Here is a 25,061-nt window from a genome sequence, read left to right on the forward strand (position 1 = left end):
GCCACCGCTCAGGCCTGGTCCGGTCCGGATGCCTCGGCGCCGGAGCGTCCGGTGCGGCGGCGGGCCCGCCGCAACCTCAGCGCCGCCCCGGCCAGTCCCAGCCCGGCCGCCAGCATGGCCGCATGCGCCGGCTCGGGAATCGGCGACACCGCATACAGCTCCATCGCGTCGATATTGAATAGCTGCCCGCCCCTGCTCTGGTCGATGATGCTCAGCCCTTCGTCGGCGGGGGCGCCATAGCTCAGGCGCCAGGAGAAGGCCGTGTCGAGCCGGTTGTTGACGAAGAGGTCGGGCCCGGCCCCGAAGGACGGCCCCTGGTTGGGCGCGTTATAGGTCTGGAACGAGCCCTGGCTGGGCAGCTCGAGCCCGGTCAGCACCTGGCGGTAGACGGCCGGAGCCGTGTAGTTGAACAGGAAGGCCGTACGCTGGAAATCGCGTTCGGTGACATTCCAGCCGGTGTCGAACTCCCAGCTTTGCGGGTTGTAGCCGCCGATCAGGTAGCTGTTCCCTAGCGGGTCGCTCACGCGCATCAGCGTGAAGGTGGGGCCGCGCTCGTCGACCGCCGCGTGGAAGTCGAGCGAGGTATCGCCCGGCTGGCGGGTGTAGAGATTGTCGAAGATCTGGTCGCCGGCCCCGAGCCAGCGCTCGAGCTGGGCTTCGAGCACGGGGTCCAGGGGTGGGTCGCCGGTCTGCGCCGAAGCCTGCGGTGCCGCGAGAACCAGCGCCAGCGCGCCGGCTGCAAAGAGCGTCTTCATGATCACCTCCTGACGGGGTTCACTGACCAAGCATTGTATGCCTGCGCGGTGCAGGGTCTCACACTGTTGACCTGGAAACCTTGCGCTGAACGATGGTGGTTCCTGTAGGGTGGACACCTGTGTCCACGCTGTACGACGGATGCATGGCGTCGCGGTCGGCGAGATCGTGGAATGCGCACGTCGGCGATACTTGCACTGCCCGTAGCGCTCAACCGTACCATACCGCGTGGACACAGGTGTCCACCCTACGAGAAACGAAAAAAAACGGGCCTTGCGGCCCGTTTGCGCTCTTGCGAACGACGTTCTTACGAACGCTTGTAGATATCCTCGAAGCGGACGATGTCGTCCTCGCCGAGGTAGCTGCCCGACTGCACTTCGATGATGTGCAGCGGCAGCTTGCCCGGGTTTTCCAGGCGGTGATTCATGCCGATCGGGATGTAGGTCGATTCGTTTTCCGACAGCAGGCTGACCTTGTCGCCGCAGGTCACGCGCGCGGTGCCGGAGACGACCACCCAGTGCTCGGCGCGGTGGTGGTGCATCTGCAGCGACAGCTTCTCGCCCGGCTTGACCGTGATGCGCTTGACCTGGAAACGGTCGCCCGCATCGATGCCCTCGTAGTGGCCCCAGGGGCGGTAGACGCGGGTGTGGTGCAGGTGCTCGGTGCGCTCCTTTGACTTCAGGTGGTCGACCACCTGCTTGACGCGCTGGACCTGGTCCTTGTGTGCGACCAGCACCGCATCCTGGGTCTCGACGACGACGATGTCCTCGACGCCGACGACCGCGACGATGCGGCTCTCGGCGCGCACCAGGGAGTTCTTGACGCCGTCGAGGTAGACGTCGCCGCGCTGGGCGTTGCCGTTCTCGTCGTGCGGCTGCACTTCCCACAGCGCCGACCAGGAGCCGACGTCGCTCCAGCCGATGTCGGCCGGCACCACCACGGCATCATGGGTATGCTCCATGACTGCGTAGTCGATCGAGTCCGACGGGCAGGCCGTGAAGGCCGCTTCGTCGAGGCGGCAGAAGTCGAGGTCGCGGTAGCCGGTATGGACCGCCTTGTCGGCGGCGGCGGCGATTTCCGGAGCAAACTTTTCCAGTTCGGTCAGGTAGCGCTCGGCGGCGAACATGAACATGCCGCTGTTCCAGTAATAGCCACCGTCGGCCAGGAAGGCCTGGGCGGTCGCCAGGTCCGGCTTCTCGACGAAGCGCTCGACCTTGTAGCAGTCGTCGCAGGCGGCCAGCGCCGCGCCGCGACGGATGTAGCCGTAGCCGGTTTCCGGCGACTGCGGCACGATGCCGAAGGTCGCCAGGCCGCCGCCCTTCACCATGGTGGCGGCGCGCTGCACCGCTTCCTTGAAGGCCTCGCGGTTCTCGATCACGTGGTCGGCCGGCAGCACCAGCATGACCGCTTCCGGATCGATGGACTTCAGGTAGTGCGCCGCCGCGGCGACGGCCGGCGCGGTGTTGCGGCCGACCGGCTCGAGCAGGATCCCCAGGGGCGTGATGCCGGCCGCACGCAGCTGCTCGGCCACCATGAAGCGGTGGTCGTTGCCACATACGACGAGCGGCGCCATCAGGCCAGGCAGGCCGGAAACACGCAGCGCGGTTTCCTGCAGCATGGTCTTGTCGGCCACCAGCGGCAGCAGCTGCTTGGGCAGCACCGCGCGCGACAGCGGCCACAGACGGGTACCGGCACCGCCGGAGAGGATCACTGGGTAAATCTTCATGCGTTCGCTTTCTCTAGGTTATTACTTTTCTGACTTGCGATTTCCTTGCGGCTGCTGCGGCGGCGGTCGCGTGCATTCAGCCATTCTTCGGAACTGTATTCGGAAGCGTGCTTCATCTCACCTGCGCGGTCGACACTGTATTCCTTGAAAACTATCATTTCGTGCAATGTTACATCATGCAACACACGAGTATATTCAAACAACACACTGCGTACGATTTCCGCGCCTTCGCAGATGTGGCTGCCGTGGCCGATCCAGGTCGGGCCGACGATGTGGGCACCCGCCTCGATGCGCACGCCCGAGCCGATGTAGACCGGCCCTTCGATCCTGGTGCCGCCGCTCCAGTCGATGCTGGTGTTCAGTCCCACCCACAGGCCCGGCTCGATCTGGATGCCCGGCACGTCCATATGGTTGACTTCGCCCGTGAGCACGGTCTGCAGCACTTCCCAGTAATCGGACATGGTGCCGATGTCGAGCCAGTTGAACGGGCGGGTCTGGGCATAGAACGGCAGGCCGCGCTCGGCCAGCAGCGGGAACAGTTCGGAGCCGATGTCGAACGGCACGCCGGGCGGGATCAGGTCGATCACTTCCGGCTCGAAGATGTAGATGCCGGTACTGATGTAGTTCGACAGCGCCTCTTCCTGGCTCGGCTTTTCCTGGAACTGCTTGATGCGGCCTTCCTCGTCGGTCACGACCACGCCATAGGACGAGACCTTGTCCCACGGTACTTCCTTGGTGATGACCGAGGCCATCGCGCCTTTCCTGCGGTGCTCGAGCAGCGCCGCCTTCAGGTCGAGGTCGATCAGGGCGTCGCCGCACAGCACGATCGTGGTGTCGTCGAAAAAGCCGCCGAACTCCTGGATCTTCTTCATGCCGCCGGCCGAGCCGATCGGCTCCGGCACGACAGTGCCGTCATCCGTCATGTAGCCCTCGAACGAGTAGCCGATCTGGACGCCGAACTGCTCGCCCTCGCCGAAATACTCTTCGATCTTTTCGTGCAGCCAGCTGACGTTGACCATGATTTCCGTGATGCCATGCTTCTTCAGGTGTTCGACCAGGTAAGCCATCACGGGCTTGCCGAGCAGCGGAATCATCGGTTTCGGAAGGTCGTACGTGAGCGGGCGAACGCGCGTGCCCTTGCCTGCCGCGAGAATCATTGCTTTCATTGAACCGTCCTCATTGTGTGTGCTGTTGAGCTGGTGAGCTGTAAAACTTTGTCTGTTTTGTTCGTGCGTTTTGTAGCCCGTTAGCGTGTTTTCATGCGTTGCGAATAAAGCGCGCCGGGCTCAGGCCTGGCCGCGCGAGGTCTGGTAACGCCAGGTATCGGCGCACATCTGGGCCACGTCGCGCGTGGCGACCCAGCCGAGTTCCTCGCGGGCGCGCGTCGGGTCGGCATAGCACTTGGCGATGTCGCCCGGACGGCGGTCCACGATCTGGTAGGGAATCGGGCGGCCGCTGGCCTGCTCGAAGGCGCGCACCATTTCCAGTACGCTGTTGCCGCGGCCAGTGCCGAGGTTGTAGGTCAGCAGGCCCGGGCCCTGGGACAGCTTTTCCAGGGTCTTGACGTGGCCGATCGACAGGTCGACCACGTGGATGTAGTCGCGCATGCCGGTGCCGTCCGGGGTCGGGTAGTCGCCGCCGAACACCGACAGCTTTTCGCGCTGGCCGGTGGCCACCTGGGCGATATAGGGAACCAGGTTGTTCGGGATGCCCGAGGGTTCTTCGCCGATCAGGCCGCTTTCGTGGGCGCCGACCGGGTTGAAGTAGCGCAGCAGCGCGATGCGCCAGTCCGGCTCGGCCTTGAACAGGTCGCGCAGGATGTCTTCGATCATCAGCTTGCTGCGGCCGTAGGGATTGGTGGCCGACAGCGGGAAGTCTTCCAGGATCGGCACCGAGGCCGGATCGCCGTAGACGGTGGCCGACGACGAGAACACCAGGGTCTTCACGCCGAACTTGGCCATGGTCTCGAACAGCACCACGCTGCCGGAGACGTTGTTGTCGTAGTAGCGCAGCGGCTGGGCCACCGATTCGCCGACTGCCTTCAGCCCGGCGAAGTGGACGACCGCGTCCACCTTGTGCTGCGCAAAGGCCGCTTCCATGGCCGCGCGGTCGCGGATGTCGGCTTCGATCAGTTCGAAGGTCTTGCCGGTGATTTTCTGCACGCGCTCCTGTACCGAGCGCTGGGCGTTCGAGAGATTGTCGACCACGACCACGTCGTACCCGGCATTTTGCAACTCGACGACGGTGTGGGAACCGATATAGCCCACGCCGCCTGTAACCAGAATCTTCATGTCGTCACTCTCTATACTGTTGATGCGCGCCTGTATCGGCGCTCCAAGGACGGCGCTGCGCCGTCCCCCTCGTGTCCTTTTGCTTGCGACTTCTGCGGCCGCACTTCCCTATGTTTTCTCCGGCGTTCCCGGATGACGCGCTAAGTCCTGCGTCCCGCAGCTTCCTTGATGAACAGCCAGATGAAGGCCATGTCGTCGATGAAGTAGCGGCGGAACATGCGGCGCGGCTCCTGCAGGAAACGGTAGAACCATTCCAGTCCCGCGCGCTGCATCCAGCGCGGCGCGCGCCGTACCCGCCCGATCGCCACGTCGAAGCTGCCGCCAACACCCATGGCGAACGGAATCCTCATCTCGGCCTGCCAGCGGCCGAGGAACTGTTCCTTCTTCGGCGAGCTGATCGCCACGAACAGCAGGTCGGCGCCGCTGGCGCGCACCTGCTCGGCGACCTGGGCTTCTTCGATCTCGCCCTGCCAGTAGCCGTTGCGCCAGCCGGCGATGGCCAGTTGCGGATAGCGCCGGCTGTAGGTCTCGGCCACCGCCGACACCACCTCCTCGCGCGCGCCCAGCAGGAACACGCGCCAGCCCTTCTCGCCGGCGCGGCGCATCAGCGCCTCGAACAGGTCGATGCCGGCCACGCGTTCCTTCAGGGGTTTGCCCAGCAGGCGCGAAGCCCACACCACCGGCATGCCATCGGCATTGACCAGCGCACACTCGTTGACGATGCGGCGCAGCTCGGGGTCGCGGCTGGCCTTCACCAGCTTGTCGACGTTCACCACCACGTGCTGATGGGGCTTGCCGGAGCGGACGAATTCCTCGATACGGACGAGGGTTTCCTCCATCGACAGGTTGTCGATCCTGCAGCCCATCAAGGTGATGGCATCGTTCATCTCATTTATCCAAGTGCGCCAAGTTCGCCGAGTTCACGTTCGAGGATGGCGACGATGCGCTCGGCGGCCTTGCCGTCCCACAGTTGCGGGCGGCGGCCCTGCTTGCCTTCGCCGCGCAGCACCTTGCGCGCTTCCAGCAGGATTTTCTGCGGGTCGGTGCCGGCCAGGACGTTCGAACCCTCGTCCACCGTCACCGGGCGCTCGGTGTTCTCGCGGATCGTCACGCAAGGCACGCCCAGCGCCGTGGTTTCCTCCTGCAGGCCACCGGAGTCGGTGAGCACGACAGCGGCGTCCTTCCACAGGTTGAGGAAGGCCATGTAGGCCTGCGGGCCGGCCAGGGTGATGTTCGGGCCCAGGTCGATGCCGAATTTCTCGATGTTGGCGCGGGTGCGCGGGTGCACCGGGAAGATCAGCGGGAGTTCGGTCGCGATTTCCTTCAGCGCGCCGGCGATGCGGGCAAAGGTTTCCGGCTCGTCGACGTTGCTCGGGCGGTGCATGGTGACCACGCCGTAGCGGCCGCCGTTTTCCTGGGCGGCAGCCTTGAAGGCGCTGGTCTCGAAGCCCGAGGTGTCGGCGCGGGTCAGCTTGTCGGCCTGGTAGAGCACGTTGTCGACCATCACGTGGCCGACGTAGTGCACGGCGGCGTCCGGCTTGCCCTCGCGGCGCAGGTGCTCGACGGCCGCCGGCTCGGTGGCGAAGAACCAGTCCGAGATGCTGTCGGTAACCAGGCGGTTGATTTCCTCCGGCATCGACATGTCGCCGCTGCGCAGGCCGGCCTCGACGTGGGCCACCGGAATGTTGAGTTTCTTGGCCACGATCGAGCAGGCCAGGGTGGAATTGACGTCGCCGACGACCAGCACGGCGGCCGGACGCTCGGCCACGCACAGTTCCTCGAAGCCGACCATGATCTTGGCGGTCTGCTGGGCGTGGCTGCCGCCGCCGGCGGCCATGAAGACGTCGGGCTGCGGAATGCCGAGTTCTTCGAAGAACACGTCATTCATCTCACGGTCGTAATGTTGTCCGGTATGGATGATCTTGAACGACAGCTTGTCCTGCGCCTGCAGTGCACGCACGATCGGGGCAATTTTCATGAAATTGGGCCTTGCGCCCGCGACCAGGTAAATGAGCATCTTTGGACTTTCCTGCACTGTAGTAGTGATGAAAACTAGTTAAAAAAACGTTATTGTAAACCTGCATTCGACAGGAACGGCGGACGATACGGTCGAGATACGCAGAACATCGCATGGCTGCTTCGACTCATAGCAGCGCGAGTACCAGCCCAGCGGGGGATTTTCGGCGCCGCGCACCAGCTCGAGCTTGAGGTCGGCGCCGCTGGCCTGCATCTGCAGGGCGAAGCGCTTGCCGCGCACGTGCAGGCCGGTGCTGGTCAGGCGCACATTCAGTTCGGGCGCAAAATGCCAGAACAGTTCCATCGGATGCGGCTTCTTTCCGGCCACCTCGTCGCGCACCGTGAGCGTGGAACTGGCGGCGTCGAAGCGCACGCTGCGCACGTGGCGCACCGGATCGGGCAGGCGCGCATAGCCGTCGTGCGAGCCGCGGAAGTCGAATTCATGGGGAGACGTCGGCATGCGCTCGATGCTGGCGCGCGCCTTGCGCAGCCAGAGGAAGCGCCCGCCCGAGACCGACTGGTCGCGCCCGTCGATGCGCACCGTGTTGTGGCTCGAGGTGCCGCGGAAATAATCGCGCCACTTCTGGTCCTGCCAGTAGGAATAGGTGCCGGGGTCGACCAGCACCTCTTCGCCGCCCACCGACAGCGTCAGCGAGAGCGCGTCGGCGTGGCCGTGGGCGGCGATCCCGAGGTAGCCGAGCGGGCCGCAGTCGAGCATGCCCTTGATCTCGTCGGGCGCCCCGAAATGCGAACCGAACAGGAAGTAGCCGCCGTCCGGGAAGGCCCAGCCGGTATCTGGCTCGTGGGCGTCGGCATCGGGCCGGCGTCCGGGCAGCGCGTGCAGCAGCCAGCGCACGCCCGGGTGCTTGTCGGGCGCGCCGCCGAATACGGTATCGCCCAGCGCCAGCAGTTGCGCGGCGCGGTCGCTGCCGGCGGCATCGAGCCGGAACACGATGCCGTCGTCGGCGTCGCCGACCATGGGGACGTGGCCGCCGACGTCGCGCACCGAGCGCAGGAAGCGCAGCGCGCGCTGCAGCACGCCCCAGTAGTTGCGCGAGAACGGCACGCCGGTGGCCTGGCCGACCAGGCCGGCAACGAACAGGAATTCGGCCGAGAACACGTGGTAGGCAAAGGCCTGCTCGCGGTTCACGCCGTCGAGCGAATACTGCAGCCGCGCCTGCTGCTCGAGCTCGCGCCGGGCCTGCTCCATCCAGGCGCCGGATTCCTTCCAGCAGGGCCAGACCGAGGCGCCGACGAACAGGCCGGTCAGCTCGCCGATCAGGTGGTTGTTGGCCGAGGAATGGCGCGACAGGTTGCGCGCGATCGTGCGGCAGTGGGCGTGGATGCTGTCGAGCCAGTCGGCGCGCAGGCGTTGGCCCGATTCGCCGGCGAACAGGCTGCTGCCCTCGCCGCCGACCAGTTGCCACAGCAAGGCCCAGTTGACCAGGCGGATACCCATTTCCAGCGGACTGGTCCAGTTCGGACCCTGCAGCGGCGGGCATTGGTCGAGCCAGCTGCGCAGCTGCTGCTCGAGCGCATGCAGCCAGCGCACTTCCCCGCTGACGCTCCAGGCCTGGGCCAGGCGCACGAGGTGCAGGTGGCGGTTCAGTTCCCAGACGTGCTTGATGTCGCCGACCAGTTCCTGGTTGTCGATGGCGATGTCGCCGGCGAAGACGGCGGGCCCGGTGATGCCGCTGTCGGGGTCGCGGTTCCAGACGGTGGGCACGCCGACGTCGAAGCTGCGGTCGGCGAACAGCACCACGTGGCCGGCGCAGACGCGGTCGGCCTCGGCCAGCAGGGCATCGATCTGGACCGGGTCGAGCGCGGGCGCGCCCTGCACGTCGAAACTGCGCGCACGCGGCAAGGGCGCCGGCGCGGGAGCGGCTCGCAGGGCCGTGCCACGCGCCATCCTCGTTCTCGCCGCCTGGCGCATCCGGTATCCGATTTCGGCCACCGACATGCAGCGCAGACGGTTGACCAGCCAAACCATGCGTACTGTTGCGTTCATCGAGTCCCCGCCAGATCGTTATAGATTGCGGCCAGGCGGCCGCAGACTGCCTGCGTTGAATACTGGGTTTCCACAGTCATGCGGGCACGCGCGCCCAGTTGCCGGCACAGGAGCGCGTCGCCGAGCAGGCGCGCCAGCGCCGCGGCCAGGGCGGCGCCGTCGCGCGGCGGCACCAGCAGACCGTTGTCGCCGTCGTGCACCAGCTCGGGAATGCCGCCCACCGCGCTGGCCACCACGGCCTTGCCCGCCGCCATCGCCTCCAGCAGGGCCATCGGCAGGCCCTCGGCATGCGAGGGCAGGCAGAAGAGCGCCGCGCGCGCCAGTTCCGCGTCGCGTGCCGCCGCATCGAGCCAGCCCGGCAGTTCGATGCGGTCGCCCACCCCGCGCGCGACCGCGGCCTGCCGGAAGCCTTCCAGGTCGCCGCTGCCGCCCAGCACCAGGCGCAGTTGCGGAAAACGCGGCGCCAGCATGGCCAGCGCTTCCAGCAGTTCCGCCGTACCCTTGGCCGCTTCGATGCGTCCGAGGAAGAGCACGCGTCCCGGCTGCGCCGCGTCGGGCAGCGAGGGCAGCGGGACGGCGTTCGGCACCACGGCCACGCGTGCCTGGGGCGCAAAGCCGCGCACGAAGGCGGCCCAGCTGTCGGTCAGGGCGATGACGAGCGAGCTGCGCTCGAGCGTATAACGGATCCAGCGCCGCATCAGCGCGCCCGAGCGCTCGAGCGTGTACTGGCGGAAGGTGCCGCCATGCAGGTGGACGATGGTCTTGCAGCCGCTGGCGCGCGCGACCAGCAGCACGAGCGACTTGCGCACGAAACTGGCGCCGGTGGAAGCATGGGCGTGGACGATGGCCGGACGATGCCGCAGGCAGGCGCGCAAGGTGGCGAGCAAGCCCGCGCCCGCATGGCCGAGCTTGGCCAGCTGCCCACCTTCGCGGTGGGTGCTGACGTAATGCACCGCCTCGCGCTCGAACAGTCCGCTTGCGCGCAAGACCGACACCACTGCCGCCACCCCACCCCGCCCGTCCAGGGCCGTGCCGACCATCAGAATGCGCGGCGCGCGTGCTTTCATGCACGGGCTCCGGCAGGCTTGGACGCCAATCTGGTGAGGGGATGGAGGCTCACGTCTCTTAATAAAGGTACAATATTTCGATCATACATCAAGTGTTTCCCCTGCCGCGCACGGTTCACATTTCAAAAGCAATAAATTCGTACTTCCCGTTTGGCCCGCGTGCAATCGCCGGCACCCGCTCCACCCTCACCTCGACCCTGGGCACTCGCAGGAGAAACTTGTCGATCAGGGCCGCCTCGTCGGCGGCGCCGAACGCTTCGGTAGTGACTACCCTCAGCACGAAGCGGGCGTCGCCGCGATACAACACCTGGCCTTCGAGGAGGCCCCGTTCATGCCCCTGGAATACCCGGTCGAGGCGGGCCACGATGCGTCCATCCGGCAGCGTGACGCTCTTTTCCTGGCGCCCGATCACGGCCTTGACCGTCGGGAAGACGCGGCCGCAGGCGCAGGGCACTCCGTTGCCGGGGATGACACGGTCGCCGGTGCGGTAGCGCGACAGCGGCATGGCCGGGTTGTTCAGCGTGGTGCCGACCAGCTCGCAACTGCCGTCGCCCAGTTCCAGCAGCTCGACGCCCCCGTAGTCGGTGAGTACGTGGTAGTTGCCGCGCTCGCAGGTACCGATTGCCACCACCCGCTCGGCCTGGCCATACCAGTCGTAGACGGGCACGCCGAAGGCCGTCTCCACGGCGCCGCGCACGTCGGGTTCCAGGGTTTCCGAGGAAGTGAAGACGCCGCGCAGGGCCGGGCCACGGTAGCGCCGGCCGCAGGCGTTGAGCCAGGCCGCGAGCGCGCCGACCGAGGACGGATAGGCATGGATGACCACCGGATCGTGCCGTTCGAGCGCCCTGATATAGGCGCCCATGGTGGCGCTGGAGAGGTGGTAGGACGACATCATGAGGATCTTGCCGAACCAGTCGTGGCACCAGTAGCGCGCATCGCGTGGCCGGTCGGGGCAGACGATGTCGCCGCGGATCCAGGCGCGCCGCTGGCCGTGGCGGTAGCCGATCCAGCGCAACTGGCGGTGGACGAAGCCTTCTTCGCGGATGACGGCGCCGAGCGTCTGCACCAGCGCCAGCGGGGTGCCGGAGGTGCCGCTGGTGCGGATCGTGCTGCGCAGCAGGGTCTTGAGGCCGCGCGGGCGCAGGAAGCGTTCCGGATGGCGCTGCAGTTCGCTCTTGGTGAGCAGGGCTGCGCCCGGTTCGGCGCGGCGCAGGCGGGTGCCGTCGGCATCGACCGCAACGCCGAGCCTGCGCGCGCGGCGCGCGATCGCTGCATTGAGCAGGCTGGGGGAACGTTCCACCATGGCCAGGCGCGGGTAGACCAGGTAGCGCCCCCAGAAGCCGCGCAGCAGTTCGCGGCCGACGGAACGCAGCGTGTATTTCACCGAATAGGTCCACATGGCGGACAGATGTCGCCGTAGGCCTGCGCGACCTTGCGCGCCAGGATGCCGTAGCTGCGGTGGGCCCGCACCCATTCGGGCCCCCGTTCGCCCAGGCTTGCCGCCAGCGCGCGGTCCGCCAGCAGGCGCAGCGTGGCCACGGCAAAGGCCTCGGGCTGCATGGGCACGCACAGCCCCGCCCCGCTCTGCGCGATGACCTGGGCCTGGTCGGGAATGTCGTTGGCCACGCTCGGGATGCCGAGCGCCAGGTACTCGACCAGCTTGGTCGGCGAGGAAACGTCGAACAGCGGCCCGCGCGGGATCGGCGAGAGCCCGACCTCGGCGCGCACCGCGTAGCCGAGCGCCGCGCGCTGCGGCAGCCAGCCGGTCAGCAGCACGTGTTCGCCCAGGCCGCGCCCGGCGATCTCGCGGCGCATCCAGGCCATTTCGTCGGGCGAGGGCGCATCGCCCGCGATGACGAGCAGGACCTCGGGCAGGCGCGCGCGCAGCAGGGCGGCGACGTCGAGCAGGAAATCCGACTGGCGCGACTGGGCGACGCTGCCGAGATACACGACGACGCGGCGCCCGTCCAGGCGGGGGTCGGCACTCGGGGCCATCGCGGCGCGTTCGAACAGGTCGACGTCGACCCCCATCGGCACTGCTGTCATGCGGTCCGGCAGGATGCCCTGCCCCGCCAGCCAGGCGCGCATGGCCTCGCTTTGCACGAAGACGTGGTCGGCCCGCGGCAGCACCAGGCGGTAGACCAGCAGGCGCGAGGCCCGTGCCCGCAACGCATGCGCCAGCCACAGCGCGCTCCTGCCGCGCTCGGCCAATGCATCGCGGCGCACCTCGAAACCTTCGACGATGGGAAAGGACATCCAGTAGACGAAGGGCAGGCGCAGGCAGCGCGCCGCCAGCCAGGCGAGCAGCGCGCTGGCGACCTTGTCGCGCACCTGGATGCAGCCGGGGCGGGCCCGGCGCCAGGCGCGCAGCAGGCCAAGCAGGTCCCAGAACGGCGAGCACACGGCGGCGAAGCGGCTGCCCAGGCTGCCGACGACGTGCATGCCGCCCGCACTCCACCGCCCCGGCGCCGGGGTATCCGGACCGCCCTGCCCCACCAGTTCGGTATGCACGCCATGGCGCGGCATTTCGGCACCGAACAGGGTCAGCACGTCGGCGCGCCGCGGCGGCAAGGGGTCACGGACGATAAAGGTGATGGAGAGCGGCCTGGAGCGCATGGGTAGCCCGTCGAGTGGTATCCGGTCGATACTAGCCCAGGGATGGCGGCGCAGGTCCCTGTATTGCAAGCGGGCGCACGGCGTCTTTGAGCCCGATCAAGCGCGGCGCTGCCCCCGAACCAGGAAGCTACGGAACACCGGAAGCACGCGCCTGATGCGCCAGCAGCTGCGCGCGCAGGCCGGCGCTGGCAACGCCGTCGAGCTTGCGGCAGAAGTGGGCGTTCGATGCCAGCACGCGCTCCAGGTCGGCTTCCGTCAGCACTGCCGGATTGCGCGCCCCGCCCTCCGGCCACTGCACGTAGCGGAAATTATTCGTCAGTACACGGTCACGGAAGTGCGAGTTCATCAGCAGGGTCTGGAAGACCATTTCGTCCGGACACAGCACATAACGAAAGAAGCGCAGCAGCGCGGGCCGCCTGTCGGCTTCGGCCAGGAGTTGCGCGATGCAGGGCCGCGACAGGGTCCACCAGGTCGACCCGCCCCAGGGTTCGACGCCGCCGGGCAGCCGGCGCGTCCGACCGGCCAGGCGCAAGGCGCGGTTCAGCAGCGCGCAGGCGAGCTGCTGCGGGCGGCTGCTGCCCTCGCGGTAGAAATACTGGTAGCGGAAGGCGACCTGCCAGCCCCCGGGGCGGATTGGCGCCGCCTCGATCAGTTCGCGTCCTTCGAGGCGCGCCAGTTCCCGCTTCAGGCCGCTGTTCGACAGCACCGGAAAATCCTGGGCCGAGAGGAAAAGCAGCTTGTCGAATGCGGGCTCGCCGGCCAGGATCCGGCGCAGCGACGCGAACGTGGCGGCGACCTGGCTGAAGCCGCCCCAGCGCACGTCGATGCGCGGCTCGATCTGGCGCGCGCCCGGGTGGACGCGCGAGGTGTCGACCTGCCACTTGCGGTCGAGGTGGACGTAGATGGCGAAATCCGGGTCGCACAGTTGCGCCACCAGGGCGTTGAGCTGGGCGAGGTCCTTGTGCGCGTGGATCAGGAAGACCTGCTTCATGCTGCCCCCCACGACGGCGCGGCGGCGCCAAAAAAAACGTCCCCGGGGCGCGCAGCCGCGGGGACGTCCGCCGCGCCGGAAGGCGCAGCCAATATAGCGCAGGCGCGAATCAGGCCTGCATTCAGTTCAGCGTGACACTTTGCCCGGCAACAGTGACCGTGCGCACGGTGCCGGACGTGGCGACCTGCACCGCCGGACGCTTGCAGCCCACGTCGAGCAGCACCAGGAACTCGGCGACCGACTTGCCGTCGTTCGGCAGGTAGAAGGCGCCATGGTCCTCGACCACGTTGGGCTTCGCGCCCGGGCCGATCCACTTGGCGAACTTGGCGTCGGCGTTCAGCGAACGCACGCAGACCGACTGGCCGCCCGCCGCGATCTTCACCGCGCTCGGGCTTTCCACCGTCATGATCACCGGGGTATGCAGGTTGAACTCGTAGGTGTGCGGCACGGTCGCCGAGAGCTTGTCGCGTACCAGGATCGCATTGCCGGCATTGCGCAGGTGCCAGACCTGGCGCTTGGCCATCGTCAGCTGGCCGCCATAGGACGGCGTGGCGTCACCTTCGGCATAGTCGTAGCTCGGCTGGGCCGCATAGGACGTGATCCTGCCGTTACGCTGCAGCTGTTCGCGGTAGCCGTTCACCAGCTGGCCCTTGCCGCCGTCGAAGGTGATTGCATTCTGCGAGCGGGTCTGGTGGTACCAGTCAGTCCAGTAGGGCGAACCGTACCAGTCGTACCAGCCGGCCTTCACCAGCAGCGGCTGGCCGGCGACCGACAGCAGCAGGCCGTTCTGGTCGCCGTGGCTGTGGCTGAACGAGCCGTAGGGGCTGGACTTGAAGTACAGCGAGCTGCGCGAGCTCAAACCGATATCGCTGTGCATCGAGACCCAGCCGGTGCTCGGGTAATAGGCCGTGCTCGACGGCGGCAGCTGCACCTTGGTATCGGCCACCGGCATCGGGTAAGGCGCCTGCAGCAGCGACAGCGTGTCCTCGGTGCCGCCCAGCTTGGCCACGTACCAGGCCGCGCGCGGCGAGACCATGCGCGAGCCGAAGGCGTGGAACACGCGGGTGTCGGGCTTGGTCTCGGAGCCGTCGCCAAAGGCGTGGACCTTCGAGCCCGGCGGCGTGAACTGGATCGCGAAATCGAGGAAGCCCAGGGACCAGGGCTTGGCGTAGAAGTTCACGCCGGTGGCCTGGGTCAGCGGATCCCACAGCGACACCAGGTAGCCGGCCGCGTATTCCGCATAGGCGGTGCCGTTGGCGAAGCCGCCTTCCGGGCCGGCCCAGGGCGACGGCGCGTTGGCGTAGGCGCGGAAGGAGAAATCGAACCACTTCTGCGCTTCGGGGATGTCGCCCAGCGACAGCGAGGAAATCAGCACCAGGAACACCAGGCTGGTGTTGCCGTGCGAGTCGAACGGGAACTGGTCGAGGCGGCCATTGTCGCCGGCCAGGTTGCGGTAGATTTCCTCGGTGCGCACGCGCACGGTCTCGAGCCACTTGGCCTTGCGCGTGGCGTCGAGGTCGCCCGCCAGGCTGTCGATGGCCTTGATCAGCGACACCGAGATCTGGCGCGTGGCCTGGTCCTGGTTGACGTAGCTGGTCGGGCCCTTCGGATCGAGGCTGGCCAGCTGGTCGCCCTTGCGCAGCGCTTCGGTCAGGAACATCGGATCGCGCTTCATGCGCCACATGATGGCAGCCGCTTCGAGCTGGCGGCTGGCTTCGTTGATGCGCTGGCGGATGTCGGTCTGCTGCGAGGCCATCGCGGCGGTCAGCGGCGTGGTGATCGCGATCGGCCAACGGGCGTCGCTCAGGACCGGCAGCGCGTTGATCTGGAGCTTGATCTCGTTGGTCATGCGGCTGACGTAAGGATCGAGTTCGGCCTTCTTGCCTGCGCTCCAGGTCGAGTACAAGGTGAAGGAAGGCGGCAGCGCGCGCGGACGCGGCTTGGCGCTGATGCGCTTGCGCAGGGTGTCGTTGTCGGGCACCTCGAACACGGTCGAGCGCGTGGTCAGCTGGAAGCTGCGCGGCGTCGACCAGTCGCTGCTGCCGTTCGGGCGCACGCGCCAGGTGTAATTGCCGAGCGGCAGGGCCGTGGTTGGGAGATACCAGTTGCGTTCGACAATCGCCTTGATCGGCGCGCCACCGACGGGCGTGATCTCGATTTCATAGGCGGCCGGCCCGGTCGGGTGGCGCGCCCAGGTAAAGCCCGGCGGGTTCTGGGCCTGGACGGCGTTGTTGGTGGGACCGGGCTGGACCACCAGCGGATCGGTCGACTGAGCCCAGTCGGCACGCGCGTTCAGCGACAGCGCGCACAGGGACGCCAGGGCGAGGGCCTGCAGCAGGCCCTGTCGGTTGAATTTCATGAATGATGCTCCGAGACGATGGGATGAATTCCGGGCAGGCCGTCCGGGCGTGAACGGCCTTGTGTTACGTACGTTACGTACGACAGTTACGTGCGACAGGCACTTGGGGAGACAAGTGTCGATCGGAACGAACTGATGTTACCTCACCAAGAAATTGAACAGAGGCAACTTTTTTCCCAAAATCATCCTTTTTTTAATTGCATCGCAGAAATCCAACGCAAGAATATTAAGCTTGTTTTACGTGCATTTTCACTCTTGCAACAGCTGTGTTTTGTTCGCAAAGACGTTCCATTATTTTCGTTTCCGTACAGTCAAGCCGGGCAGTCCAAGCGCGCAGTCAGGCCATCCCCCGGGCGCGCAGCGCGCGCATCCGTTTCAGGTAACGCAGGCAGTAGACCGCGAAGGCCAGCGGCGCGCTTCCCATGTAACGCCGTCGTACCGCGAACTCTTCCTGGCGCGCCCGGATCTTGTTGCTTGTGGAGGCGCTTCCGGCATGCTCCCGGAACACCGTCAGCGGCCTTTCGATCAGCGCCGGCGCCGTGCGGGCGCCCAGGCGCAGCCAGAGGTCGATGTCCATGGCGTAGCGCAGGCGCTCGTCGAACATGCCGACCTGGGCGAAGACCTCGCGCCGCAGGAACACCGCCGGGTGCGCGATCGCCGCCCGACCCGAGCAATAGGCGCGGTAGCTGAACGGGTGCATCGGATACGGCTCGAACAGGTGGCCGTCGCGCAGCACCCGGATCTGGCCGACCACCCAGGCGGCGCCGCTTTCGTCGAAGCGGCGCGCCACCTGTTCCAGCACGTCCGGCGCGGCATAGTAGTCGTCCGAGTGCAGGTGGGCGACGAATTCGCCGCGCGCAGCCAGGATGCCCTGGTTCATCGCCCGGCTGATGCCGCCCCCGACGTCGCGCAGCACGCGCTTGGGAAGCGGGTGGGCCGCGACCAGGTCGAGCGTGCCGTCATGCGAGCCGCCGTCGACGAAGATGTGCTCGACATCCGGACAGGTCTGGGCGCGCACCGAGGCTAGCGTGTCGGCAAGTGTGGCTGCACTGTTCCAGGTGCAGGTGACGATCGAAAACCGCGGTTCATTCGGCATACAGGTCCACCAGGCGGGGAAGGATGAGGTTGACGTCGGCGCCGAAGCGCGCCGGCCGCGGCATCCAGAGCGGCGGCGTGGCGAGCCGGGCGCCCAGGCGCTCGACCAGCTCGGGCATGGCCTGGCTCAACTGCAGTTGCCCGGGGTATTGCTCGTAGGCCGCGAGCTCGGGCGTGCCGCCGCGCGCCAGCGCCACGCAGGGCCGCCCCAGCGCCAGCGCTTCGAGGATGGTGGTGCCGCAGGGCTCCTCCCATACCGACGGCACCACACAGACATGGCTGCTGGCCGTGTGGGCGACCACCTCGGCACCGGCCCGCCATCCGAGAAAGCGCACCTGCTCGCCGGCGAAGCGCGTCTCCAGGGCGGCGCGCGCGGGGCCGTCGCCGACGACCAGTATCCGGGCCCAGGACGGCAAGCGTCCCTGCGCGGCCTCGAGGAACTCGCCGAAGCCCTTGCCGGTGTCGATACGGCCCGCCACCAGGACTTGCCCGGCGCGCGGCGGTCCTGCCTGCGCCGCCAGCCCGGCCAGCCGGTCGAGGTCGATGAAGTTGTGGATGACCCGCGCGCGCCGCAAGTCCGCCCCGGGCCGCGCACGCAGGAACTGGCGGCGCAGGAAGTCGGAAACGAACACTGTCTTGTGGCGGGCAAAGGCGCGCTCGGTCTCGTCGCGGTAGCGCTCCACCGCATGCGCGGACAGGCTGGTGCGCAGCGGTCCCGGCCGCGGATGGGCGCAGGCGGCGCAGGCGCGCGCCGCGCGCTGCTCGCACACGGTACCGTCCTTGAAGCGCAGGTGGATGACGCACTCGCTGCCCTGATCGTGACGAGTCTGGATAAAATTGATTGCCGAATCGAGGTAGAGGCCGACCATCGGCAGGTGGCCGTGGTAGTGCACGACGTCGGCCTCGCGTGCATGTTGCGCGATCGCGCGCGCGAGCTTGCGGGCGAAATACGGACGCTTGAAGGGGTTGAAGACGCCAAGCTGGCTTTCCTTCCAGCCGACATGGGCGTAATCGAAGGCCGGAACGACCTCCCCGTGAAAGCCGATCTGCCGGGCCCCGTCCGCAGCGTCGCGGCCGCTGCGCCCCAGGATGCGTACTTCATGCCCATGCGCCAGCAAGGTATTACCGAGCGTCACCACATGCTTTCCCAGGCCGCCAATCTGTGCGCCCGGCAGGTCTTCCGACACCAGCAGAATACGCATCCTGGGCACCCTAGCCTCCTCCCAGGGCCTTGACGCGCGCCCAGGCCCAGCGGCGGTCGTCGCGCTCGACCACGAACAGCATGCCCACCAGTCCCAGCAGGCCCATCGTCGACACGAGGATCAGCACGAAGTCGAGCGCGCCGCGGTGGAACCAGCGCTCGGCCAGCGCGGCCGCCAGCGCCACGCCGGCGGCGCCGGCCATGCCTGGCAGGTATGCCCGCGTGCACAGGCGCAGGAGCGAGGTCGGCACCGTGCGTCCGTGCACGAACACCAGGAAAGCCGCCGTGAACAGGATCGATGCCGCCAGGTGCCCCCAGGCCGCGCCGGCGATGCCCCAGCCGGCCACGCCCACATAGACGATCAACATCCCGGCCAGGGCGCGCGCGACCGCGAACAGGCCTGAAACGCGCGGATGCCCCATGCCGTCGTTGACCACCGATGGCAGGCTGGTGAGCGAATCGACGAACTGCGACAGCGCCATCACCGCCAGCACGGTGGCGCCGTTCCTGGCGAACTGCGCATCCATCCAGTAGGCCAGCAGCGGATAGGCGAAGACCGCCAGCAGCACCAGCATGGCGGCGTTCAGGTAGACCACGTAGCAGGTCGCCTTCAGGTAGGCCTGGTCCAGGCGCCCCAGTTCGCCGCCGGCGGCCAGCATGCTCGCCGCCGGAAAGAACACGCCGGACAGGCGGAAGGTCAGCCCCAGCACCCGGTTGGCAAGCGTGGCGGCGACGGTGAAGTACGCGAGCCCGGTGACGCCGACCAGCGCACCGATGATCAGCTTGTCGGCATGGGCATAGGACAGCGCGGCGAAACGCGACAGGAAGGAATAGGCGGAAAAGCCGAGGATGCCCTTGCGCAGGCCCTGGTCCGGCCAGCGCCAGCGCAGGTCCGGGAGCAGTTGCCTGACGCCGCGCCACAGCACCAGGCAGTGGATGGCGCTCGCCACCACCCGCAATGCGATGACTTCGACCAGGCCGAAGCCGAGCATCAGGACGCCGACGGTGGCCACGGGCACCAGCGTGCCGAACGCCATCTCGAGACGGGCCGACACGTCGAAGCGCATCAGGGCCTGGGGTACGCTGTTCAGGTAGCTCTGCAGCTGTCCGAAGAGAAAACCGAACGCCGCCCACTGCAGGCTGGCCACGGCGTCGCCAGCCAGGCGCGGCGGCACCGTGAACACGTCGGCGACGAAGAAGCGGGCGCCGAAGAACAACCCGAGGCCGCCGAGGACGCCGATCAGGGCATAGATGGCGCTGCCGAAGCACAGGGTCTCGGCGATGCGCTCGTGCTCGGCGCAGGCCTGCTGGGCGGCGATGTACTTGACCGAGCCGGCGGTGACGTTGATGTCGATGACCGCAAAGTAGCCGACGATGGCGGTGACGAGCGCATACACGCCATAGTTGGCTTCGCCCAGGCCGGCCACGATCAAGGGCACGGTGGCCAGCGCCGCCAGCGCCGGCACGGCGGCGCCCAGCAGGTTCGACCAGGCATTGCGGAACAGGCGCAGCTCCATGATGCGCGTCAAGCCGGCACCGGATGAATGCGGAAACGCTGGCGCAGCGCGCGTGCAGGCGCGGCCGCGACGGCGCTGGCGGCCAGCGCGACGTAGGGCAAGGCCATGGCAATGGCCAGCATCTGGGTGGTGCGCACCTGCGGGAAAGGTGTGCCGATCAGCACGTCCGGAATCATGAAGGCGAGCGCGGCGGCGCCGGCCGTGCCCAGGGGCAGCAGCTCGGGCGGCAGCACGCGCAGCGCGCGGCGCGCGGCCAGCACGAAGGCGCAGATGGTGCCGGCCAGCAGCGCCATCCCAGGCAGGCCGCACTTCAGGGCGACGTGCAGCACACCGCTGTGCAGGAACAGGCCGCCGTCCGGATTCGCCTGCCAGGAAATCTGCTCGTAGCCCGAATAGCGTCCCCAGGAACCGATGCCCGTGAAAGGCCGCGCCAGGATGTCGTCCAGTACCAGCTTGAGTTCCAGCACGCGCTCGCTCTCGGGGCCGAAGCGGCCCGACTGCATGTCATAGAACAGTCCGCTTCCGCCCCGGGTCTGGCCGAGCCGGCGCAGCGCCGCATAGGCCAGTGCCGAGCCGACCAGGGGCAGCGCGCCCAGCACCAGCTGCATCCGGCGCCGCAGGGGAAAGCGCAACAGCAGGACAGCGAAGCCGAGCATGAAGCCGAACCAGGCGCTGCGCCGGTAGGACAGGACGATGCAGGCGGCGGTCGCGGCCAGCGTCAGCCACTCGAGCACGCGCCAGAGCGCGGCGCGGCGCACTTGCGTGGCTTGGAACAGGAACACGGCGGCGATCGCGAAAGCGAGCATGCACAGCAGGCTGTCGTTGATGTCGAAGAAGGTCAGGCGGATGTGGATCGCATTCCGGTTCGCGTAGACATTGTTCGGATCGCCGCCAAAGGCCGCCCAGCGCACCAGGCCGAACAATGCGCGCCCCAGCCCGGCGAGCATGATGAAACGCGCCAGCTCGATGGCATGTTCGCGCGTACGGAAGGCCAGCAGCATCAGGCCGATCAGCGGCCCCATCCAGACGATGTTCGAGAAGCCCGACGGCGCCAGCGCGTCCTTCAGCGGGATGTCCGAGATGAACGCGGCGGCGGCATGCGCCGCCAGCAATACCGTCCATCCCCAGAACCAGGGGCGCAGGTTGCAGGGCGGCGCGGCAACGCTTGCGCCACCCTGCAAGCTTCCCTGTCCGTATCCCTGCCCGAAGGCAGTGGCCACGCGCGCGCAGCACCAGGCGCCGAGCACGTACCACAGCACCAGGGGAAAGAACAGCATGCCCGACCCGCGGCTGTAGACGCCGGGCGAGGCGAACACCGACAGGCTGCCGTAGCTGGTCGAATTCATCCAGAAGAAGATGCACAAATAGGGATAGACGAGCAGGCGCGGCCACACCAGCCCGAGTCCCATCCCGAGCACCGCAAGCACCGCCAGCAGCACGACGACGATGAAGGGCAGCGAGGTGAACAGGTATTGGAGCAGGGTGTCGCTCATCGCAGCTACCGGTCAGGTCGCGGGACCCTGGACGCCGATCAGGCGGGCGCGGTCGCGTGCGTCGAGGGTCGCCAGCAGCTCGGCCACGAAACGGTCCTGCAGGGCATAGGCGCCAGCCTCGTCGGTTCCGATGCTTGACACGCGTACCAGCATGCCATCCGGGATCTCGCCCGACAGACCGTAGGCCAGGCGCCGCAATTTCTGCTCGATGCCCGAGCGCGTGGCCTTGTCGCCAATCGTGATCCAGTAGGTGATCGGTTCGTTGCGCTGTTGCTGGCGCGCCACCAGGCGCTTGACCGGCAGCGCACCATACGGCGTGACCAGGCTGCCGGCGCCGTCGCTGACCAGCTGGAAACCCTGGGCGACATAGCAGACTTCGGGCAGGTGCAGCTGCAGCGCCTTGCTCTGGTCGCCGCCATAGGCGATCGACAGCATCACGCGCCGCCCCGTTCCATCGATATAGGTGCGCGACAGGGTTTGGTCGTAGAGTTTCTTCAGGAGTCCCTGCTGCTCGGGATCGGGCGTGAGCGGCACCACGCTGGGATCGACCTGCCAGGCGCCGAAGCGCTGCGGGATCATGGTCTCGAGCTGGAACGGCGCCTGCCCCTGCGCCACCTTGACGGTCGGCGTCAGCGCCCCGGTCAGGGCCGAGGTGCCGGCCATCGCCGCTCCCAGCACGACGCTGGTGAGAAAACGCCGGTTCATGCCGCCTCCCTGGCCGTTCTCCGCCGCCGTCCGACGTACCATTGCAGGCTGGAGTCGACCGCCAGGATCAGGCCCAGGGCCGTGAGGAACAGGACCATGCCGGCAAAGCCGTGCAGGAAGCCCTGGCCGGCGGCGTCGCCCAGGTAATACGTGACCAGGGTCAGCACGATTACGCGGATCACGTTGGCCGAGAACGAGATCGGGATGATCAGGATCGCCAGGCCGATGTTGCGAAAGGCCGAGGGATGGCGCATCAGGTTCAGGTAGAACAGGCCAAGCGCCTCGAGCGTGAGCAGGGTCTGCAGGCCGGCGCAGGCATCGGCCACCAGCAGCTGGTACTGGCCGATCTGCAGGATCACGCCGGAGCGCGCGATCGGGTAGCCGGCGGCGAACAGCAGCTGTTCCGTGGCCCAGGACACCGCCATCTTCATCGGCATGGTGACGGCGGCCACGAACTCGCTGGGCAGGGGCACCATGAACAGCATGAAGAAGAACGGGAACCACAGCACCCGCAGCGCGCGGCTGCCCAGCTTGACCAGCACGATGGCCGCCAGCACCACAATGATGGAACCGATCTCGAACATCAATATGTGCTGTGAGCGCCCGAGCAGGTGCAGCGCGAGGCCGACGGCCAGCAGCGGCCAGCCGAGCCAGCACGGCGTGGCGGGCGCGGCCAGGACCTCCGGCCACTTGCGGTAGACCAGCCACAGGGCCAGGCCGAAGATCATCGGGCCGTGCGCCTGCTCCTCGCCTATCCAGGCGCCGGTGAACAGCGAGTAGAAAGTGGGCAGGAACAGCGCGGCCAGCCCGAGCATCACCGGCCACCATTCCGGCAGCGCGGCGCGCAGGCTCGAGCCCAGCGGCACGCGCGGCGGCGCCCCGTTCACGGTCTGAGGCGGCGGGCCGGGTCGCACCTGGGCCGTCATTCAGAACTCCATCACGACGGCGCCGACCACCTCGGCTCCCGCCTCGGCCAGTTGCTCGGCCATGCGGGCAAGCTGGGCGACGCGGGTATGGTCCTTGCGCACCGCCAGCAGCACGCCGCCGGCCCGGCCGGCCACCGCCAGCGCATCGGCGCCCACGCCGAAAGGCGCCAGGTCGTAGAGCACGACGTCGTAACGGGCGGCGAGCGAACTGTCGAGGCTGAGGAAGCCGTCACGGCTGAGCAGCTCCTGCGGGTTGGGCGGCAGCGTGCCGGCCGGCAACACCGACAGATCGACGAAGCCGGGTATCCGCGTTACCACGTCGAGGCCGGCGCGCCCGGCCAGCAGGTCAGACAGCCCCTGGCGCGGGCGCAGCCCGAACACCTCGTGCTGGCGCGGCGTGCGCAGGTTGGCGTCGACCAGCAGGGTCTGCTCGCCGAGCTGGGAGAACACCACGGCCAGGTTGGCGGCGAACAGGGCGGCGCCGTCCTCGGGGTCGGCGCCGAGCACGGCCAGTGCACGCCGGCCGCGCGCGAACCAGCGCAGCATGAGCTGGCTGCGGATCGCGCGCAGCGACTCGACCTGGGGCGCAAACGGCTCGAACGCCGCCACCAGGCGCGGCGACAGGTGGGTCTGCCCTTTCGGCAGGTAGGGATAGGCGAACTGGCGCGCCAGGGCCTGCTGGATATCGTCTTCGCTCACCAGGCCCAGGCGTACGGCGGCCTCGCCGAAGCGGATGCCAAGGTCTTTCTGCATGCGCAGCACGCGTTCGGCGCCTTCCGGCGTGAGTTTGCCGGCATCGAGCAGGAGCGCGCCCATGCTCGATTCGGCGGCGTCGGCGGAGTCGGCCGAGAGCGGCGACAGGATCGGTGAATTCATGGAGCCCTCCTAGTTCAGGCGCAGCAGGCGGCGCGGCGCCATCAGGGAGCGCAGCGCCCCGCGCGGACGCGGCGGCTGCCATGCCACCGAGCCGAGCACGGGAATGCCGAGCAGTTCCTGGACGTCGCTGCTCGAGCGCACCGGGCGATTGAGCAGTTCGAGCAGGAGCGCCACGCCGACCCCGAGCACGGTGCCGAGCAGGACCGCCACCAGGGTATTGAGCAGGATCCGCGGTCCGGAAGGCTCGCTTGGGGCCACCGCCGGATTGAGGACGGCGATGTCGGATTGCTCGGACTGGGCCTCGATGCGGGTCTGGGAGAAGCGCTGGCTGGCGGCATCGAAAGCGCGCTGGGCGCTGTCGAGGTCCTTCAGCAGCACCCCGAGTTCGTCGCGCGTGCGGTTCAGTTCGAGCACGCGCGCCTTCTGGGCGGCCAGCGCCGCGCGCAATTCCTCCTCACGCTGGCGCAGCACCTGGGCGTTGCCGCCGACGCTGCGCGAGACCGTGGCCAGCGCCGCGTTCAGGTCGGCGCGCATCTTGTCCACTTCGGCGCTCGCGGCCTGGTAGCCGGGATGGTTGCGGCCGTAACGCGAGGCGCTTTCGGCCAGCTTGGCCTCGGCCGCCGCCAGCGCCACGCGCAGGTTCTGGACCAGGGGATTGTTCGTCACGTCCGGCGAGTGGGCGTTGCCGCTCCCGGCCATGCGCTCGCGCGAGGTGGCTTCCATCGCCATCGCCTGGGCCGCCACCAGTTGCGAGGACAGGTCGTTCAGGCGCTCCAGCTCGACGTCGACGCGGTTGTTGTCGAGGCTGACGATACCCTTTTCCTGCTGGTACTTGGACAGCCGCGCCTGCGCCGTCTCGACGTTGTCGCGCAACTGCTTCGTCTGCTCGTTGAAGTAGGCCGAAGCCTTTTTCATGGGTTCGGTCTTCAGGCGCACGCTGACGTTCTGGTATTCCTCGGCAAAGGCGTTGGCCACCGCCGCTGCAAAAGCCGGGTCGGCACCCTTGAAGCTGATTTCGACCACGCTCGACTCGCGCGAGGGCTTGATGTCGAGCTTGCGCAGCAGCAGGTCGGCCAGCCAGTCGCGCACGGTGCCGCGCCCGTCGGTCGCCTCCTGAAACTGGGAGACGACGGCCGGGTTGCTGGCCAGGCGCAGGCGGTCGACCACGCGCAGCGCCACGTTCTTGCTGCTGATGATGTCGATCTGGGTCGCCATGTAGCCGGGCAGCAACTGGCCGGGCATGGTCAGCCCGGTCAGGGGGTCGACGCCCTTGTAGTTCAGCAGCACCGAGGTGGTCGCGGTATAGGTCTTGCTCTGGACCAGGCTCCAGCCCAGCGCCAGCAGGATCGTGGCAAGCAGCGTCGACAGGATGAGTTTCCTGCGGGCGCGCAGCAGCAGGAGGAACTGGTGGAGGTTCATGG

Annotated in this window: 20 protein-coding genes; all 20 read right to left on the reverse strand. The window is 67.7% G+C overall.

The window, feature by feature from the left end; translation table 11 throughout:
• Window positions 1–8 precede the first annotated feature (8 nt).
• Window positions 9–755, reverse strand: coding sequence for a PEP_CTERM-anchored TLD domain-containing protein (locus tag ACSUZJ_RS18400; protein ID WP_499410560.1), 747 nt, complete (start codon window positions 753–755; stop codon window positions 9–11).
• Between the two features lie 305 nt (window positions 756–1,060).
• Complete coding sequence (locus ACSUZJ_RS18405; protein WP_499410562.1) at window positions 1,061–2,479, reverse strand: mannose-1-phosphate guanylyltransferase/mannose-6-phosphate isomerase; 1,419 nt, start codon at window positions 2,477–2,479, stop codon at window positions 1,061–1,063.
• A complete protein-coding gene (locus ACSUZJ_RS18410) occupies window positions 2,476–3,645 on the reverse strand; it encodes a nucleotidyltransferase family protein (RefSeq protein WP_499410564.1) in 1,170 nt (389 codons plus the stop codon). The genes ACSUZJ_RS18405 and ACSUZJ_RS18410 overlap by 4 nt, the downstream gene beginning before the upstream one ends.
• A 120-nt stretch (window positions 3,646–3,765) precedes the next feature.
• Window positions 3,766–4,770: a UDP-glucose 4-epimerase GalE gene (gene galE, locus ACSUZJ_RS18415; RefSeq protein WP_499410565.1), complete on the reverse strand. Its 1,005-nt coding sequence runs from the start codon at window positions 4,768–4,770 to the stop codon at window positions 3,766–3,768.
• A gap of 140 nt (window positions 4,771–4,910) precedes the next feature.
• On the reverse strand, window positions 4,911–5,657 hold the full coding sequence (locus ACSUZJ_RS18420; RefSeq protein ID WP_499410567.1) for a WecB/TagA/CpsF family glycosyltransferase: 747 nt from the start codon (window positions 5,655–5,657) through the stop codon (window positions 4,911–4,913).
• Window positions 5,658–5,662: 5 nt separating this feature from the next.
• Window positions 5,663–6,748, reverse strand: coding sequence for a non-hydrolyzing UDP-N-acetylglucosamine 2-epimerase (wecB, locus tag ACSUZJ_RS18425; protein WP_499410569.1), 1,086 nt, complete (start codon window positions 6,746–6,748; stop codon window positions 5,663–5,665).
• A 78-nt stretch (window positions 6,749–6,826) separates the two neighbouring features.
• Window positions 6,827–8,794: a heparinase II/III family protein gene (locus tag ACSUZJ_RS18430; protein ID WP_499410571.1), complete on the reverse strand. Its 1,968-nt coding sequence runs from the start codon at window positions 8,792–8,794 to the stop codon at window positions 6,827–6,829.
• Window positions 8,791–9,861: a glycosyltransferase family 4 protein gene (locus ACSUZJ_RS18435; RefSeq protein WP_499410573.1), complete on the reverse strand. Its 1,071-nt coding sequence runs from the start codon at window positions 9,859–9,861 to the stop codon at window positions 8,791–8,793. The genes ACSUZJ_RS18430 and ACSUZJ_RS18435 overlap by 4 nt, the downstream gene beginning before the upstream one ends.
• A gap of 115 nt (window positions 9,862–9,976) precedes the next feature.
• On the reverse strand, window positions 9,977–11,245 hold the full coding sequence (locus ACSUZJ_RS18440; RefSeq protein ID WP_499410575.1) for a phenylacetate--CoA ligase family protein: 1,269 nt from the start codon (window positions 11,243–11,245) through the stop codon (window positions 9,977–9,979).
• Window positions 11,242–12,477 carry a glycosyltransferase gene (locus ACSUZJ_RS18445; protein ID WP_499410577.1) on the reverse strand — a complete coding sequence of 412 codons (1,236 nt, stop codon included), beginning with the start codon at window positions 12,475–12,477 and terminating at the stop codon, window positions 11,242–11,244. Before ACSUZJ_RS18445 ends, ACSUZJ_RS18440 begins: the two co-directional genes overlap by 4 nt.
• A gap of 127 nt (window positions 12,478–12,604) precedes the next feature.
• On the reverse strand, window positions 12,605–13,468 hold the full coding sequence (locus ACSUZJ_RS18450) for a beta-1,6-N-acetylglucosaminyltransferase (protein ID WP_499410579.1): 864 nt from the start codon (window positions 13,466–13,468) through the stop codon (window positions 12,605–12,607).
• 121 nt (window positions 13,469–13,589) lie between these two features.
• Window positions 13,590–15,827: a heparinase II/III domain-containing protein gene (locus ACSUZJ_RS18455; RefSeq protein ID WP_499410581.1), complete on the reverse strand. Its 2,238-nt coding sequence runs from the start codon at window positions 15,825–15,827 to the stop codon at window positions 13,590–13,592.
• A 337-nt stretch (window positions 15,828–16,164) separates the two neighbouring features.
• On the reverse strand, window positions 16,165–16,923 hold the full coding sequence (locus ACSUZJ_RS18460; protein WP_499410583.1) for a glycosyltransferase family 2 protein: 759 nt from the start codon (window positions 16,921–16,923) through the stop codon (window positions 16,165–16,167).
• Window positions 16,913–18,124 (reverse strand): glycosyltransferase family 4 protein, encoded by a 1,212-nt coding sequence (locus ACSUZJ_RS18465; protein WP_499410585.1) that lies wholly within the window; start codon window positions 18,122–18,124, stop codon window positions 16,913–16,915. The genes ACSUZJ_RS18460 and ACSUZJ_RS18465 overlap by 11 nt, the downstream gene beginning before the upstream one ends.
• A 10-nt stretch (window positions 18,125–18,134) precedes the next feature.
• Complete coding sequence (locus ACSUZJ_RS18470) at window positions 18,135–19,652, reverse strand: oligosaccharide flippase family protein (RefSeq protein ID WP_499410587.1); 1,518 nt, start codon at window positions 19,650–19,652, stop codon at window positions 18,135–18,137.
• Window positions 19,649–21,133, reverse strand: coding sequence for an O-antigen ligase family protein (locus ACSUZJ_RS18475; protein ID WP_499410589.1), 1,485 nt, complete (start codon window positions 21,131–21,133; stop codon window positions 19,649–19,651). The genes ACSUZJ_RS18470 and ACSUZJ_RS18475 overlap by 4 nt, the downstream gene beginning before the upstream one ends.
• A gap of 12 nt (window positions 21,134–21,145) precedes the next feature.
• A complete protein-coding gene (gene epsI / locus ACSUZJ_RS18480; RefSeq protein ID WP_499410591.1) occupies window positions 21,146–21,838 on the reverse strand; it encodes an exosortase-associated protein EpsI, B-type in 693 nt (230 codons plus the stop codon).
• The gene (xrtB, locus tag ACSUZJ_RS18485) at window positions 21,835–22,764 is read right to left on the reverse strand and encodes an exosortase B (RefSeq protein WP_499410593.1); all 930 of its coding nucleotides are present in this window, start codon (window positions 22,762–22,764) and stop codon (window positions 21,835–21,837) included. Before xrtB ends, epsI begins: the two co-directional genes overlap by 4 nt.
• Window positions 22,765–23,640: a chain length determinant protein tyrosine kinase EpsG gene (gene epsG, locus ACSUZJ_RS18490; RefSeq protein ID WP_499410595.1), complete on the reverse strand. Its 876-nt coding sequence runs from the start codon at window positions 23,638–23,640 to the stop codon at window positions 22,765–22,767. It abuts the gene before it with no gap.
• A gap of 9 nt (window positions 23,641–23,649) precedes the next feature.
• Window positions 23,650–25,059, reverse strand: a complete 1,410-nt coding sequence (gene epsF, locus ACSUZJ_RS18495) for a chain length determinant protein EpsF (protein WP_499410597.1) — start codon at window positions 25,057–25,059, stop codon at window positions 23,650–23,652.
• Window positions 25,060–25,061: the final 2 nt, after the last annotated feature.

It is taken from the genome of Telluria sp. B2 (assembly GCF_051789535.1).
Taxonomy (GTDB): domain Bacteria; phylum Pseudomonadota; class Gammaproteobacteria; order Burkholderiales; family Burkholderiaceae_D; genus Telluria.

Excerpts from the sequence above, each read along its gene's own strand:
- ACSUZJ_RS18400 (WP_499410560.1), bottom strand. The coding sequence starts at position 755 with ATGAAGACGCTCTTTGCAGCCGGCGCGCTGGCGCTGGTTCTCGCGGCA.
- ACSUZJ_RS18405 (WP_499410562.1), bottom strand. The coding sequence starts at position 2,479 with ATGAAGATTTACCCAGTGATCCTCTCCGGCGGTGCCGGTACCCGTCTG.
- ACSUZJ_RS18410 (WP_499410564.1), bottom strand. The coding sequence starts at position 3,645 with ATGAAAGCAATGATTCTCGCGGCAGGCAAGGGCACGCGCGTTCGCCCG.
- galE (WP_499410565.1), bottom strand. The coding sequence starts at position 4,770 with ATGAAGATTCTGGTTACAGGCGGCGTGGGCTATATCGGTTCCCACACC.
- ACSUZJ_RS18420 (WP_499410567.1), bottom strand. The coding sequence starts at position 5,657 with ATGAACGATGCCATCACCTTGATGGGCTGCAGGATCGACAACCTGTCG.
- wecB (WP_499410569.1), bottom strand. The coding sequence starts at position 6,748 with ATGAAAATTGCCCCGATCGTGCGTGCACTGCAGGCGCAGGACAAGCTG.
- ACSUZJ_RS18430 (WP_499410571.1), bottom strand. The coding sequence starts at position 8,794 with ATGAACGCAACAGTACGCATGGTTTGGCTGGTCAACCGTCTGCGCTGC.
- ACSUZJ_RS18435 (WP_499410573.1), bottom strand. The coding sequence starts at position 9,861 with ATGAAAGCACGCGCGCCGCGCATTCTGATGGTCGGCACGGCCCTGGAC.
- ACSUZJ_RS18445 (WP_499410577.1), bottom strand. The coding sequence starts at position 12,477 with ATGCGCTCCAGGCCGCTCTCCATCACCTTTATCGTCCGTGACCCCTTG.
- ACSUZJ_RS18450 (WP_499410579.1), bottom strand. The coding sequence starts at position 13,468 with ATGAAGCAGGTCTTCCTGATCCACGCGCACAAGGACCTCGCCCAGCTC.
- ACSUZJ_RS18455 (WP_499410581.1), bottom strand. The coding sequence starts at position 15,827 with ATGAAATTCAACCGACAGGGCCTGCTGCAGGCCCTCGCCCTGGCGTCC.
- ACSUZJ_RS18460 (WP_499410583.1), bottom strand. The coding sequence starts at position 16,923 with ATGCCGAATGAACCGCGGTTTTCGATCGTCACCTGCACCTGGAACAGT.
- ACSUZJ_RS18465 (WP_499410585.1), bottom strand. The coding sequence starts at position 18,124 with ATGCGTATTCTGCTGGTGTCGGAAGACCTGCCGGGCGCACAGATTGGC.
- ACSUZJ_RS18475 (WP_499410589.1), bottom strand. The coding sequence starts at position 21,133 with ATGAGCGACACCCTGCTCCAATACCTGTTCACCTCGCTGCCCTTCATC.
- epsI (WP_499410591.1), bottom strand. The coding sequence starts at position 21,838 with ATGAACCGGCGTTTTCTCACCAGCGTCGTGCTGGGAGCGGCGATGGCC.
- xrtB (WP_499410593.1), bottom strand. The coding sequence starts at position 22,764 with ATGACGGCCCAGGTGCGACCCGGCCCGCCGCCTCAGACCGTGAACGGG.
- epsG (WP_499410595.1), bottom strand. The coding sequence starts at position 23,640 with ATGAATTCACCGATCCTGTCGCCGCTCTCGGCCGACTCCGCCGACGCC.
- epsF (WP_499410597.1), bottom strand. The coding sequence starts at position 25,059 with ATGAACCTCCACCAGTTCCTCCTGCTGCTGCGCGCCCGCAGGAAACTC.